The sequence below is a fragment of the Rhodothermales bacterium genome, assembly GCA_017643395.1.
Lineage (GTDB): Bacteria > Bacteroidota > Rhodothermia > Rhodothermales > UBA10348 > JABDJZ01.
Genome location: JAEPNP010000003.1, coordinates 99,515 through 111,740, shown reverse-complemented (window position 1 = coordinate 111,740; position 12,226 = coordinate 99,515). Strand labels below are relative to the sequence as shown.

12 protein-coding genes are annotated in these 12,226 nt (G+C 62.8%); 5 read left to right on the top strand and 7 right to left on the bottom strand.

The window, feature by feature from the left end; genetic code table 11:
• Positions 1-75 precede the first annotated feature (75 nt).
• Positions 76-534: a hypothetical protein gene (locus JJ896_10990; GenBank protein MBO6780168.1), complete on the top strand. Its 459-nt coding sequence runs from the start codon at positions 76-78 to the stop codon at positions 532-534.
• 62 nt (positions 535-596) lie between these two features.
• Here JJ896_10990 and JJ896_10985 read toward each other — a convergent pair whose 3' ends face one another.
• Together JJ896_10985 and JJ896_10980 are read right to left on the bottom strand one after the other, a co-directional pair.
• Positions 597-1,418 carry a DUF1311 domain-containing protein gene (locus JJ896_10985; protein MBO6780167.1) on the bottom strand — a complete coding sequence of 274 codons (822 nt, stop codon included), beginning with the start codon at positions 1,416-1,418 and terminating at the stop codon, positions 597-599.
• A gap of 2 nt (positions 1,419-1,420) precedes the next feature.
• On the bottom strand, positions 1,421-3,100 hold the full coding sequence (locus JJ896_10980; GenBank protein MBO6780166.1) for a PAS domain S-box protein: 1,680 nt from the start codon (positions 3,098-3,100) through the stop codon (positions 1,421-1,423).
• Between the two features lie 108 nt (positions 3,101-3,208).
• Between JJ896_10980 and folK the strand changes: the two genes are divergently transcribed.
• Positions 3,209-4,441, top strand: a complete 1,233-nt coding sequence (gene folK, locus JJ896_10975; protein ID MBO6780165.1) for a 2-amino-4-hydroxy-6-hydroxymethyldihydropteridine diphosphokinase — start codon at positions 3,209-3,211, stop codon at positions 4,439-4,441.
• Positions 4,441-4,728, top strand: coding sequence for a hypothetical protein (locus JJ896_10970; GenBank protein MBO6780164.1), 288 nt, complete (start codon positions 4,441-4,443; stop codon positions 4,726-4,728). The genes folK and JJ896_10970 overlap by 1 nt, the downstream gene beginning before the upstream one ends.
• An 11-nt stretch (positions 4,729-4,739) precedes the next feature.
• Here the strand turns inward: JJ896_10970 and glmM are convergent, their stop codons facing one another.
• On the bottom strand, positions 4,740-6,107 hold the full coding sequence (glmM, locus tag JJ896_10965; GenBank protein MBO6780163.1) for a phosphoglucosamine mutase: 1,368 nt from the start codon (positions 6,105-6,107) through the stop codon (positions 4,740-4,742).
• A 98-nt stretch (positions 6,108-6,205) separates the two neighbouring features.
• Here glmM and JJ896_10960 point away from each other — a divergent pair, with 98 nt between their 5' ends.
• A complete protein-coding gene (locus tag JJ896_10960; protein ID MBO6780162.1) occupies positions 6,206-6,457 on the top strand; it encodes a GlsB/YeaQ/YmgE family stress response membrane protein in 252 nt (83 codons plus the stop codon).
• 25 nt (positions 6,458-6,482) lie between these two features.
• Complete coding sequence (locus tag JJ896_10955) at positions 6,483-7,325, top strand: lysophospholipase (GenBank protein ID MBO6780161.1); 843 nt, start codon at positions 6,483-6,485, stop codon at positions 7,323-7,325.
• Between the two features lie 44 nt (positions 7,326-7,369).
• Here the strand turns inward: JJ896_10955 and JJ896_10950 are convergent, their stop codons facing one another.
• The 4 genes from JJ896_10950 to JJ896_10935 all read right to left on the bottom strand — a co-directional run bounded on the left by JJ896_10950 (position 7,370) and on the right by JJ896_10935 (position 12,221).
• Positions 7,370-8,083, bottom strand: a complete 714-nt coding sequence (locus tag JJ896_10950; GenBank protein MBO6780160.1) for an SIMPL domain-containing protein — start codon at positions 8,081-8,083, stop codon at positions 7,370-7,372.
• A 158-nt stretch (positions 8,084-8,241) separates the two neighbouring features.
• On the bottom strand, positions 8,242-9,747 hold the full coding sequence (locus tag JJ896_10945) for an asparagine--tRNA ligase (GenBank protein MBO6780159.1): 1,506 nt from the start codon (positions 9,745-9,747) through the stop codon (positions 8,242-8,244).
• A 60-nt stretch (positions 9,748-9,807) separates the two neighbouring features.
• Positions 9,808-11,226, bottom strand: coding sequence for a GWxTD domain-containing protein (locus tag JJ896_10940; protein MBO6780158.1), 1,419 nt, complete (start codon positions 11,224-11,226; stop codon positions 9,808-9,810).
• 149 nt (positions 11,227-11,375) lie between these two features.
• Positions 11,376-12,221: a UbiA prenyltransferase family protein gene (locus JJ896_10935; protein ID MBO6780157.1), complete on the bottom strand. Its 846-nt coding sequence runs from the start codon at positions 12,219-12,221 to the stop codon at positions 11,376-11,378.
• Positions 12,222-12,226 lie beyond the last annotated feature (5 nt).

Genomic DNA, 12,226 nt, shown 5'->3' with positions numbered 1-12,226 from the left:
GCCTCGCCCTTTTCTGTTGCGCCCTGCCCTTACGAAACGGGGCTTATTTTGTGGTCAACAAGCCGGGTCAGCGTCATGGGACTTCTCGATCGGATCAAGTCGGCCACGAGTGCGCTCACCGGGTCGGGCGCGCAGGTATCGATTTCGCCCGATCCGCTGAGTTACGACACGCCCTTTACGATTCGCATTACAGCGGTCATAGGCGACAAGGACGTGCAGTGCAGCGGTGTCTACCTCCACATTGAAGGAACCGAGGACGTGCAGATTCCCAATGTGCGAGTCGCGTCCGGAGACTCGAGTACCACGCGTACCGTTTCCGCGTCCAATCGAACGTTCCGCATGGAGTACGCAATCGCGGAGGCTCAGGTGCTTCAGGCCGGGCGCTCGTACGAGTGGACCCAGGAGGTTCAGATTCCCGACGGAGCACCCCCGTTGTATCAGGGTCCACTGGCACGACATTCCCTGAAAGCGCTGGCGGGGATCGATTGCTTCGGGAACGATCCGGACTCGGGCTGGAAAGAACTCCACCCGTAGCAGCCGCCTTCGGTTCCTGGGCGGGCTCTCGAATCCGCACCGATCGTCGGAGCCCGACGTGGCTACCGAAACTCCGCGTTTATCCGCGCCAGTGCCTGCGCCCGATCCCTGGTGAGCCCAACGATCAGCTCAATGTTGACCATGCGCCACATCGTGCCCTCCCGGTTGCCGTACATCTCGCTATACAGCTGACGCTCTGCGTCCCTGAACGTGATCCAGTTCCGCTGGGCCTGACGGAGCGCGTCCTGTTCCGGCGGTTCGAGTCGGCTCATCAGGAGTTGATACTGCTCGTTCAACTCGGCATCCCACTCGGTGCCCGCCCTGTCCATGCAGATCATGAAGCCCGTGGTGGTCCAATTCTCCGCCTCGGCACAGGCTTCGGCTCTCCGGTCGATGGGGTGGTCGTCGGATTCTGCCGTTCCGCTTTCGGGGGTCTCCGCCGTGGACTCGGCAGCTCCACAGTCCGCCGCACTGCGCCGGGATTGCGAAATTGCTCGCGTAAACGAAACCACGCCATCGTAATCGGCCGCGAAACCGTCATCCGCCGGTGGTTCGAGGCCCAGCTCGACTACGACAAACACGCCCTCGTACGGTTCGTCGGTAACCTCCGCGTGGAAGGATGCGAGTCCCGCATCATGGTCAACCCAATAGGCCTCCTCCACCCCACAGGGCTGGAATACGTATGCCTCATGGCCCGAGGTGTAGTGTCCGGCGACGACAATCCGAAGGTCAGAGCTCTGTAGAACTTCGGCTTCCGGATACTCGTCAGGAATCAGCCCGGCATCCGGGCCCGGCGACTGAACTGGCGCGACGTCCGAAGCCGGAGTTTGGCAGCCCACCGTGACAAGCCACAACGCGATTAGTAATGCTGAAGCGGTGCGCATGGTCAGTCCCCCGCCACGAATGCGGCCGTGATGCGATTCTTGCCACCAGGGAGCCGGCTCAGGCGCATCGTGCCCCCCAGAAGTTCTGTGCGCTCCTGAAGCTGGAGGAGTTCGCCGCTTGTGCGCTGCGCCGTCCCGTCAAATATCACATGTAGCACCAGCATCTCCTTGGAGACCTGCGCCAACAGTGCAAGGCTGCTGAGCCCCTCTGCACGAAGTGCCTCGGCAATGCCCGCCTGCACGATGCGGTAGCAGGTGATTTCGGCTGCCGGGCTCAAAGACGGGCGCTCGTCCGGCAGTTCCAGGTCGACCTCTACCGATTCCAGTCCAGCCTGTCGATCGACCAGCCAGCTCATCGCATCGAACAAACCCTGCTCTTCCAGCACATTGGGCCGCAACAACATCGACAGGCTGCGCACCTGCTCCAGCGTGTCACCGACCAGCTTGATCTGATGGTCCAGGTCCTCACCGACGCCAATCGGCGCGTCCGAACGGGCCGCATGAAGACCCATTTTTGCGGCCGCGAGCATCTGAGCTATCTCCTCGTGAAGCTCCGCGGCGACATATCTACGCCGGCGTTCCTCCGTCTCCACCAACTCACGTGACATGAGTCGGAGCTTGTCGTTGGTCGCCCGCAGCTGATCAACGATTCGGGCTTGCCAGATGGCCAGTGAGAGCGTGTTGCTCAGTTCACGGGCGATGCGCACGTGGTGGTCCGTAAACGCGTGCGGCTCGATAAACGAAAACAGCAGGGCCCCGAAGAACTGACCGCGGGCCATGAGCGGGATGATGAAGCCTGAGCGGGCACCGAAACTGCGCACCCTCTGCACATACGTCGAATTCGTGGCCATGGCGTCCATGTCGGCCACCTGCACTTCCTGCCCGCGCGTGAGAAGCCCGTACAGCTGCAGTCCAATGACCTCCTCCACGTCGACCACTGGCAGCGCTGGATGCTTGAGATGGTCGTTGCCGGACGATGCGGCAAGGTGAAACTCTGCCGCCGAGGCGTCCTGCACATAGACCGTCACGCGACCCGGCGGCACCATTTCGGCCAGGCGTCCTACCGCGATTTCCGCGACTTCCCGCCACCCCTTGGCAGCCAACATGGCCTTCTCAATCGCACGGATGGCCTCCAGACGGCTGCTGGATTCCTCGAAGGCCAGCTGCGCCTCGCGCTGGGCCGTGATGTCCCGGCCCACCGACTGAAACTCAACCACGCGTCCTGACTCGTCTCGAATCGGCACGTCCACCCACTCGTTCCATGCTCGCGATCCGTCGGGCCGGACCACTTCGTGCTGGTACTCGACCACTCGGGGATTGGCCACGAGGTCTTCGAAATGCCCGCGAGCGGCCTCCCTGTGGTCAGGATTGACGAATCTCAGGAAGCTCGTTCCGACGGCCTTGTCGCGAGTGCAACCAAAATACCGACAATAGGCCTCGTTGACGTAGGTCAACGTGGTATCGGGCAGGCTGCGGGAAATGAACTCGTGCTGCGAGTCCAAAACCGCGCGGTACCGCCTGTTGTTGTGGAGAGCCGCCTCGCTGACAATCTGAAGTTGGTGGCTCAACTCCCGCGCACCGCGAAGCGCCTCATCGCGCTCTTCGAGCAGTCTGCGGTTGGTTGCCTCCAACTCCAGAAGACGCGCGGAAGCGTCCCCCTTCGATTCGAGAGCCTGGTTCACAAATGGGGAGGTGGAACCCCTAAGGATAAGAAATACATGCTTCTTTCGTGAATCGAGCCCGGCCGGAAAACCGGCGATCTTCCGGGTAAATGGGGAGTAGACGCACGCGTGTCCCAGCACACTCCGGCATACCTAGCACTCGGCTCCAACCAGGGAGATCGCGCCGCCTATCTGCAGGCTGCCGTGCGCGCCCTCGGATCGTCACAGGGGATCGAGGTTATCGCCTGCTCGCCCGTCTACGAATCTGCGGCCGTGACCATGGGCGATGCGCAGCCGCCCTATCTCAACGCGGTGCTTTCCGTGCACACTACGCTGTCTGCGGCAGGCCTCCTGCGACGCTGCCTTGACATTGAGGTAGCAAATGACCGGGTACGCTCCTCCGACGCGCGGTGGACCCAGCGCACGCTGGACATAGACGTGCTCCTCTACGGCACCGAGGAGATTCTGGAGTCCGGTCTGGTCGTGCCGCACCCGCGCATCGCAGAGCGGGAGTTCGTGCTCAGACCGCTTGCCGACCTTGCGCCCAACCTCTGGGTGCCAGGCCTGAATGCCACCGTGACGGGCCTGCTCGAGGGAGTCGAGGGTTCGGCGTCTCGCGTGACAGGCGTCGTCCTGTCTCCGGACTCCAGTGAGGCGCCGCAGGCCGAGCTGTGGCCCGGCGAGGGTCGGGGGTTGCAGGCGCGGGTAAGCGAGCGCTTGCCGTCTGAAATCCGCTACGTCGTTATCGAGGGGGTGATCGGAGCGGGCAAGAGCACGCTGACGCGGCTGCTGGCTCGTCGGTTCGGCGCGCGAGAGGTGATGGAGGAGTTCGACGAGAACCCCTTCCTCGCCAGGTTCTATGAGGACCGCCCCAGGTGGGCATTCCAGACGCAGTTCGCGTTCCTGGCAAGCCGCTTCCGCCAGCAGCAGGCCCTTGGAGGCCCGGACCTGTTCCACACAAGGGTCATCTCGGACTACATGTTCGACAAGGATCGCCTGTTTGCACAGCTCAATCTCTCGGGCGATGAGCTCCAGCTCTACGACACCATGTTCGGCATCATGCAGGCTTCCATCCCCAAGCCGGACCTGGTTGTCTACCTGCAGGCCTCAACGGACCGGCTCATGCGCATGATCGCGCGCCGCGGGCGCTCGTATGAGCGCGATATGGACCGCGCTTACATCGATTCGCTGAATCAGGCGTACGAGCAGTTCTTTTTCCGCTACAACGCGACCCCGCTTTTGATCGTCAATACCGAGCAGATCGACTTTGTGCACTCGGAGGAAGACCTCGAGGCCATCGTGCGACAGGTGGCGAAGGTCGGTTACGCGGGCACCACATACTTCAACCCGGTGCGCGTCTGATGTTCAAGATCGCCCTCATTGTTCTCCTGCTCTGGCTGGCCTACAAGATGTTCATGGCCGGACGATTCGTGCGCGGGGTCATGAAGAATGTGGAGGAAGTCATGAGCGCCGCTCAGAAGGGGTATGCCGAGTCCTCCGGGCCGGGGTACGCGTCGGGACAGACGGCGTCGGGGCCTTCCGCAGGCGCGCAGCACGATGCGGGGCGCGTCACCGTGCACCGCAAGCCGGGTGCGGGGCAGTCAGGCGGTGCGATCGAGGCAGAGGACGCCCGGTTCCAGGATCTGTAGGCCATCGCCCGTCAGCTCACCAACTCCTGCATGAACCGCTCTCCGAGGCTGCGGGCTTGATCCTCGGTCGTCGCTTCTGAATAGACCCTGATGATCGGCTCCGTGTTGGACTTGCGCATGTGCACCCAGCCCTCGTCGAAATCGATCTTGACGCCGTCGATGGTCGAGATGCGCTCTCCGGCGTAGCGCTCGGCCATGCGCTCAAGCAGCCCGTCCGGGTCCAGTTCGCCGATTTCGGTCTTTTGCTTGACGATGTGGTACGTGGGCAGCCCGGCACGAATGTCGCTCAATGAAGCGTTTTGATTGGCGAGATGCTGCAGAATCATGGCCGTTCCGACCAGCGCATCACGGCCGTAGTGCAGGTCAGGCAGGATGACGCCGCCGTTTCCTTCACCGCCCAGTACCGCATCGACCGCCTGCATCTTCTTGACGACGTTGATTTCGCCGACGGCTGAGCGGTAGACATCGTTTCCGTGGCGGGCAGCGACATCCTCGATGGCGCGCGAAGAAGAGAGGTTGGTCACAAACGGCCCGTTACGGAAGCCCCACAGGAAATCGGCGGCTACGACCTGAGTGAGCTCCTCGCTCAGATAGACGCCTCCGTCCTGAATGAGCGCGAGCCGGTCTGCGTCCGGATCGACCACAATGCCCAGATCTGCGCCGGATTCCCCGACTGCCGCGATGGTTTCGACCAGATTCTCCGGAAGCGGCTCTGCCACATGGGCAAATCGGCCGGTCGGTTCGCAGTTGAGACAGACAATCTGCTCGTCGCGCAGGCCGAGACGCCTCAGCAGTGCGGGGATGGCAACGCCTCCGACAGAGTTGATACCGTCTACCACTACCCTGAAATCCCGTCGGGCGATGGGCTCCGGATCTATGAACTCAAGGTCCAGGATGGCCTGTATGTGCTCGTCGAGGTACGAAGCCTGCGAGTAGGAGCCGATCCGATCCCAGGTTACGGTCGGCTCGACCTCCGCATCAGCAAGCCGGATGACCTCCTGACCCTCCTCTGGCGACAGGAATTCGCCTTTGCTGTTGAGCAGCTTCAGCGCGTTCCATTCGGCGGGATTGTGGGAGGCCGAGAGCACGATTCCTCCCCCGGCACCGAGTCCGATCACCGCCATTTCGACCGTGGGCGTCGTGGCCAATCCAAGGTCGACGACATCAATGCCGGCCGCCTCCAGCGTCGCAGACACGATGCGGGCACACAGACCACCGGTGACCCGAGCATCGCGGCCGATGACCACCTTGGCAGTGGTGGATTCGGCCTTCACCCACGCCGCATACGCCGACGAGAATCGCACCAGAACATCCGGGTCGAGCCCACTTCCGAAAATTCCTCTGATCCCGGAAATGGAGACCATCAATGTCCTGCTCATGGGGCGTATTGACCGTTTTCTGCCTGAGTGCATCCCAAGATAGACGGCCCCCGTAGCATTGCCTACCTTGTCACACTTCCTTCACCCACGAGGATATCATGAGCATCCTGTTAACGGTCATCGTCGGCTTTCTGGCCGGCACAGCCGCCAAGTACATTATGCCCGGCGAAGAGGGCGGCGGCTTCATCATGACCACGCTGCTTGGTATTGCGGGCGCGTTTGTAGGTCGCTTCCTCGGCGGCCTTCTTGGCATCGCTGCGACCAGCATGGTCGGGGGTTTCCTGACAGCCACCGGCGGCGCGATCGTGCTCTTGTTTGTGTACTCCAAACTCAGGCCCAGCCAGGCCTGACTCCGGCGATCCGCCGGAAGACGACGTGGCGGATCCTTCCAGTTCGGGTGAAAACCCGCTCCATTTCAGGCTGATTGAACCCACCATCGCCCTCCAGGGGGCGGTCGTGGTTTCGCATGGCTATGCCGAACACTCAGGACGCTACGGGCATGTAGCCCGGGCAATGGCCGACTCCGGGTTCGGCGTGCTGCTGTACGACCACCGGGGGTTTGGTCGCTCGCCAGGGCGCCCTGCGTTCATCGCCCGGATCTCTCGACTAGTTGAGGACCTGGGCCACATGCTCACTGCGGCGCGTTCCGCGTGGACGGATGTCCCGGTGGTGCTGTTTGGGCACAGCATGGGAGGACTGATTGCCACGCTCTACGCTCTGCGCAATCCGGGTGCAGTCGACGGCCTTATCCTGTCCAGTCCACTGCTCAAGAGCAGCGAGGCGGCTATCCTGCAGCGGTTCGCGACCGTGATCGGCGAGGTCGCACCTCGTCTTCCCACCATCAAGATGGACCGTTCGGCCATTTCGCGGGAGACCGATGTCGTCGAGCAGGCAAATGCCGATCCGCTCAACTACCACGGACGCATTCCCGCCAGGACCGGTGCCGAGTTTATCCGGGGAATGCGCGAGGTAGAGCGCGAGGGACACCGGCTCGACATGCCGCTACTGGTCTTCCACGGCACGGCAGACCGACTCACCGACCCGGACGGAAGTGCGGAGCTGTACGCGCGCGCCTCAACCGATCACAAGCAGCTGAGTCTGTTTGAGGGCGCCTACCACGAAACCTTCAATGACCTGGATCGGGATCGCGTTATCGAGGGTGTCGTGACCTGGATGACCGACCTCGCGGAGGATGTCGGCACTGAATCCGTAGCCTGAGCCTCGCGAGTCCTGAATCCGGGTCGGAGTTCGCGGCCTGCTTCCTACTCGATGGCAAACGTGACGGACACGTTGGCCCTGACTTCAAGCTCACCCGCCGCATAGGCGGCCGGATTGCCACCCGAGTCGGCCCGCATCGCGGCTTCCTGAAGCATCACCGGTTGCGGAGTCGGGAAGTAGACTCCGGATTCTGTGATCTGCATCACAAAGGACAGGCCCGCGCCCAGCGCCTCCGTCAAGAGCACGGCTTTCTCACGCGCATTTGCGGCGGCCAGGCGCAGAGCCTCCTGCCGGGCACCTTCGCGGTCACGCACATCGTAGGTGATGCCGCCCAGCCGGTTCGCACCCTGGCTGACTACGGTCGAAACGAGCGCCGGGAGCTTTTCCATGTCATCAATCTCCACCGACACCTGACGCGTGGCTTCGAACCCGCGCTCCTCCCAGTTTCGCGTCTGCTGGTTGTATTCACGGCGAGGCTGGAGCTGGAGCGTTTCAAGCTTGATGAACCGCTCCTCGATGCCGAGGCCCCGGACCGCGTTCATGGCCCTGGCTGCAGCGGCCTCGTTGGCATCGAAGGCGCGCTCGGCGTCGTCATTATGGGTGACGACGGCAAAGCGCACGACGGCAAAATCCGGCGTGACATGCACGATGCCCTCGCCCTGCACTGACACCGTGCGATTCTGTGCATTGGTGTCCAGTGGAGTGGCCGTCGCCGCCAGCAGCAGCACGGCGAGCAGGACCGGAATGTTCGATTTCATGGTCGTTGAGCGTGATGTGAGGATCTGCCGGGAGTGAATGCAAACGCTGCGCCGTGCTGAGGGCCGCGCCGCTCTGGGGGATGCGCCGCTCGGGGACGCCGCGCCGATCTGGGGGGGCGCGCCGCGCCGGGACCCGCGAGCGCTCCGCCCGCCCCCACCTACGGGTGAATGCGATCCAGCAGCCGCGGAAACGGAATCGCCTCGCGCAAATGGTGCAGGCCGCAAATCCAGGAGACGGTGCGCTCCAGGCCTATCCCGAACCCGGAGTGCGGCACACTGCCGAACTTGCGCAGGTCGAAGTACCAGTCGAATACCTCCTCCGGCAGCCCGTGAGCCTTCACCTGCGCCTGCAGGAACTCCAGATCGGTTGCCCGCTCTCCCCCGCCGACGATCTCGCCGTAGCCTTCCGGGGCAAGCACGTCCATGCCCAGCGCCAGCCGATCGTCCTCGGGATCGCGCTTCATGTAGAACGCCTTGAACTGGTGCGGGAACCGGTGAACGATGATCGGCCGGTCAAAATGCCAGGTAATCACTGTTTCGTCGGATCCACCGAAGTCCGTGCCCCACTCGAACGTGCGAGCCGATTCCTTCCAGTTCGGCAGGTTGCGCAGATCCTCCTCGATGTCCGCCTTGCGCTTGTGGATCTCGATCTCCCGCGCGTCCATCTTGCGTTTCTCCCACTTCTTGGCCTGACCGTAGCGCTTCTTGTTGTCGGCCAGCTCGATATCCAGCGCCGCGTCCTCCTCGCGCAGACTCTCCATGCGCGCGTCCATCATGTCGGCGGTCTCGTCCGAGTGCAGGATGTCCACGGCGCGGTCGTAGGAGATGCGTGGAAACGGTCCCTGCACCCGCTTGAGCGGCTCCTGATCACGCTCCAGGATCTCGAGCTCGGTCTGACAGTCGCGGAGCACATCGCCCACCAGACGCACCAACAGGCCTTCCGCGAGCTCCATGTTGTCGTCGAGATCGAAGAACGCCATCTCCGGCTCGATCATCCAGAACTCGGTGAGGTGGCGGCGGGTCTTGGACTTCTCGGCGCGAAAGGTCGGCCCGAAGGTGTAGATCTTGCCCATCGCCATCGCCATCGCCTCGCCGTGCAACTGACCGCTCTGAGTCAGATAGGCCGGGCGGCCGAAGTAATCGATCTCGAAGAGCGTGGACGTGCCCTCGACCGCATTGCCCGTCAGAATCGGCGCATCCATCTGCACGAAGCCCTGCTCCTGGAAGAACTGGTGCATCGAGTAGATGATGCGATTGCGCACCTTCATGACGGCCCACTGCTTGCGGCTGCGTAGCCACAGGTGGCGCTGGTTCATCAGGAACTCGACGCCGTGCTCCTTGGGCGTGATGGGATACTCCTCCGCCTTGCTGATCAGCGATACGGACGAGGCCTGCACCTCAAAGCCGCCGATCTGGCGCTCATCAGCCCGCACATTGCCGGTCACGGCGACAGCGCTCTCCTGGGTGGCATCCGAAGCCGCTTGCCAACTGGATGCATCCACGTCTTCCTCGCTGACCACGCACTGGGCCAACCCGGATCCATCACGGAGAATCAGAAAGAAAATCCCCTTTCCGCCGCGCTTGTTGTACAGCCACCCCTTGAGAGTGACTTCCTGCCCTACCTGCGATGAGAGGGCGTCGATGTAGGTGTGATCTACCGGCATACCTGTCGTGGTGGTTCTGCCGGAGAAAATAACCTGCGCGCGCGCGCCGGACTGCGAAGTCTAGTTGGACCCCTCGCGGATCTCGTTCTGCCAGTTGGCGAGTTTTCGTTCTCCGGAGACGGTGGAGTGCAGCAACTCGAAGAAGCCGTAACCGTCCCGGTCGGCAAAGACAAAGATGGCCTGTCCTTCTCCCGGAATGTTGTTGTACTGCCAGATCTCGTAAGGGCGGAAGCCGCGGTCAAAGAGGTGCGGCTCAATGTTCGTCGGTCGGCCGTACTTCAGCAGCGCACGTCCGCGGTCTGTCTTCCAACCCTCGTCAAAACTGGACGTGTAGCGGTCGTTGGCGAACTGTAGGCGCTGGTAGAACTCTTCCTGGAATTCGTTGATGGGCGTGTTCGTATTCGGATCACGCATCTGCCAGAATTGCATCAGGAAGCGCCGGCGCTCCTCCAGATCCTCGATACTGCGCATGCGGCTGCGCTCGGTGTCGGTGGCGATGGGCGTGATGTGCTCATACATCTTGTCCACCTCCTCCAGCGACATCGTCGCATACTGGCTGGTCTCGAAATCCGCTTCCAGGCCCGTCGTGACTACCTGCTCGATGTGCGGGTTGTAAACGAAGAACTTGCGGGAGCGCTCGACGATGGATTCGTTCTCTGCGTTCAGCAAGGCGACTCGCAGGAAGTACGATCCGCTCGGCAGTGTGGCCAGGTTGAAGCTGCCGATGAGCACATCGGGATCGCGGAGCGGACGCGTAGATCTGCGCTGCAGCCCCTCGATGGGCTGCGGCAGGTTGGCCTCGGCTATGTAAGCGAATACTGTGTACTCGTCACTCTGCGTAGAGAGGCGCTCGAGATTGTAGGCCTCGCCGTAGTAGTAGAGCTGGCTGAGCCCCGCCCCAAAGAGCTGGTTGGCGTTGGGCTTGACCACCAGGCCGTTCTTGTAGAACGCCTCGTCGCGGGAGTCGGCTCTGCGCACCTCACTCGCGAGCGTGAGGTCGGACAGCTCCACGAACTCCGAATCCGAGAAATTGGGTACCACGACATCGCGGCGAAGCATCATGGCCGGGCGCGCCTGCTCCCCGGGGATCGACACCTGGAGTTCGTACTCACCCGGCGGCACCGCCGCGCGGACCTGATGCAGGAATTGCTGACCCTGCTGAAGCGAAGTCGTATCCGCGATCATGAAGGACAGGTCCAGCGAGTCCGCCCAAACGGCCTCGGCCGGCGTGCCGGGCAGGAGCGCATCGCTCGCGCGCTGCACCTTCAGATCAACGGGCAGAACGGCAAGAAAGCCCTGTTCATGCTGGTTGAAGGGCAATGTCGCGGCCTCGAAGGCCAGGTAGAGCTCGATCATGGAAGACGACTCGTCATAGGCAAACGAGGCGTGGTCCAGATCCAGCTGAATCGGGAGTTCCTGGGCGCTGGCCGAGGCGGTGAGCGCAGAGGCCAGCAGAAGTGCCGAAAGGATTCGGGCCATCGATGTCGGGATCACAGGGGTCGAGGAAGCGGGCGCATTTCAGAGCGCCCCAGCGAATGATATACGCTGGACTTCATGGGTGGATTCTGCGATGCCCGGACGGTGCGCTGCGCCGCGTCAGTGGCTTCTTCGGGCGATGGGCGGCGCGGTCAGAGCCGGGAGACCAGCCAGGTGACGGCAGGCCAGGCCACCAGGAGGTCCAGTACGATGGGCTCGGGGAGTGCTGCCCGTCGCTGGACCACTGCCAGATAGAGCACGAGTCCAAGGGCTTCGACACTCCAGAGCACATTTCCGCTTCTGACGAATTGCGCGAGGCACAGCACCGCGCCCGCAATGATCAACGCCGAAGCAAGACTACGCACAGCGCGCTCGCCGGAGCGTGTGGCAAGAGAGGTGAGTCCGGCGGCGGCATCACCCTCGGAATCTGCGAGATCTGTCAGGACCACATTGGCCGCGACCGTGAGCCCGCGCACTGCCAGCAGCAGCACAACTGCTCGAGTGATTTCCCCGCCGGTTGCAAACGGCACGATGAGTACTGCGCCTGCGGCCCAGGCTGCCGCCACGAGTGACGGTTTGAGCCAGGCGCTCGCCTTGAGCCTTCGTCCGCCCAGCGGCACGGCGTGCAGGCCCGCCAGCACCGTCAGCGCTGCGGCAAAGAGCCATACAGCTCGAGGCAACTGAAGCAGCGCCCACAGGCTCAAGCCAATGGCGAGGATCAGCGCTGGAAACCGATACCAGCGATGGTCGCCGTGCCATGTCGCGCGTTCCGGTCGATTGGCTGCATCCTCCGGGGAGAACGGCCATGCTCGGTCCAGGAGATAGATCGCAAAGGAGCCGGCGGCTGCCAGTGTATAGGCGCTTCCCGGGATCTCGGTGCCCAGCAGAACGGCCGAAGCAGCTACCAATGCCACGGCGATCAGCGGGATCGGCAGGCCGGATGCGTCGAGTGCGGACGTCAGACCCGAATCATGCGTGCGCCGGGATGCGGCGCCCATCGCGC

Excerpts from the sequence above, each read along its gene's own strand:
- JJ896_10990 (MBO6780168.1), top strand. The coding sequence starts at position 76 with ATGGGACTTCTCGATCGGATCAAGTCGGCCACGAGTGCGCTCACCGGG.
- JJ896_10985 (MBO6780167.1), bottom strand. The coding sequence starts at position 1,418 with ATGCGCACCGCTTCAGCATTACTAATCGCGTTGTGGCTTGTCACGGTG.
- JJ896_10970 (MBO6780164.1), top strand. The coding sequence starts at position 4,441 with ATGTTCAAGATCGCCCTCATTGTTCTCCTGCTCTGGCTGGCCTACAAG.
- glmM (MBO6780163.1), bottom strand. The coding sequence starts at position 6,107 with ATGAGCAGGACATTGATGGTCTCCATTTCCGGGATCAGAGGAATTTTC.
- JJ896_10960 (MBO6780162.1), top strand. The coding sequence starts at position 6,206 with ATGAGCATCCTGTTAACGGTCATCGTCGGCTTTCTGGCCGGCACAGCC.
- JJ896_10950 (MBO6780160.1), bottom strand. The coding sequence starts at position 8,083 with ATGAAATCGAACATTCCGGTCCTGCTCGCCGTGCTGCTGCTGGCGGCG.
- JJ896_10945 (MBO6780159.1), bottom strand. The coding sequence starts at position 9,747 with ATGCCGGTAGATCACACCTACATCGACGCCCTCTCATCGCAGGTAGGG.
- JJ896_10940 (MBO6780158.1), bottom strand. The coding sequence starts at position 11,226 with ATGGCCCGAATCCTTTCGGCACTTCTGCTGGCCTCTGCGCTCACCGCC.
- JJ896_10935 (MBO6780157.1), bottom strand. The coding sequence starts at position 12,221 with ATGGGCGCCGCATCCCGGCGCACGCATGATTCGGGTCTGACGTCCGCA.